This window comes from Leifsonia sp. YAF41 (genome assembly GCF_052113185.1).
Taxonomy (GTDB): domain Bacteria; phylum Actinomycetota; class Actinomycetes; order Actinomycetales; family Microbacteriaceae; genus Cryobacterium.
The window spans coordinates 1-1,110 of the sequence record NZ_JBFRCS010000023.1 but is presented as its reverse complement, the minus strand read 5'-3'; the positions used below and the strand labels follow the sequence as shown (position 1 = coordinate 1,110).

At 64.2% G+C, this 1,110-nt stretch carries 1 protein-coding gene; it reads right to left on the bottom strand.

The window, feature by feature from the left end; genetic code table 11:
• Positions 1–988, bottom strand: a 988-nt coding sequence (locus AB4Y63_RS19135; RefSeq protein WP_441792657.1) for an IS481 family transposase, incomplete at its 3' end; no start/stop codon positions are given.
• Between the last annotated feature and the right edge of the window lie 122 nt (positions 989–1,110).

Below are 1,110 nucleotides of genomic sequence, written 5' to 3'. Positions count from 1 at the left end.
TGTACTGCCCAGCAAGGTTAGTTAACCGGCTGATGGGTGGTTGGCCTCCGATTGCGGTGTGGGGCCTGTGGTGATTGTATTCGTGGAGCCAGGCCGGCAGTGCGTTGCGGCGGGCTGATTCGCTKGCGTAGAAGCGCTTGAACGCCCACCCCTCGCCCATGGTGCGGTGGAACCGTTCGATCTTGCCGTTGGTTTGTGGCCGATASGGGCGGGTCTTCTTGACCTTGATGTTCAGGGCGTGGCAGGTGTCGCGCCAGAGGTGGGATTTGTAGGCGGAGCCGTTGTCGGAAAGGACACGTTCGACGGTGACGCCGCGGTCGGCGAACCAGGCCACGGCCCGGTTCAGCACGCCAACGGCCGTGATCGCTTGCTCATCGTCGTGAATCTCGGCGTAGGCGACGCGGGAGTGGTCATCGATGACGGTGTGCACGAATGCTTTCCCGATGATCGGTTCGCGATTCTTGGTGCGTGGGGCGCCGATCGTGGCGGCCCGGTTCCGGTTGCCCTGCTGGCGGCCGACGAAGCGGTGCCCGCCGCCGTCGGGAATRTTGCCGAAYTTGGTCACGTCGACGTGGATCATCGCGCCGGGCYTGTCGTGCTCGTAGCGGCGGACGACTTCCCCGGTTCGCTTGTCGACGTGGGAGAGGCGATTCAGTCGGCAGCGCACCAGCACGGCGTGCACGGTCGAGGCCGACAGGCCCAGCTTCGCCGCGATCGCAATCGGCCCGAGGCGGTGCTTCCACCGCAAATGCACGATCTTCCGCACGAGGGCWGGCGGCGTCTTCGCCGGGGAACGGTGCGGGCGAGAGGACCGGTCCTGCATCCCGTCCGAGCCCATCGACTCGTATCGATCAGCCCACCGTTTCGCAGTCGGCCAGGACACATGGAAATAGGCGGCCGCGTGCGCGACCGGCCACCCGTCGTCAACAATCAGACGCGCGAGGCGTAAACGGTGCCGCGGAGTCAGCGCAGCATTAGCGTGGGACATGAGGGTCTCCTGGTTTTAGTGAATGTCTAAGCAACACCACTGTGAACCGGAGACCCTCACCCTTTCGTCAATGACTACAGCGAGTCGTCACACCGAGTCAACCAACGTCCCTGGGCAGTACA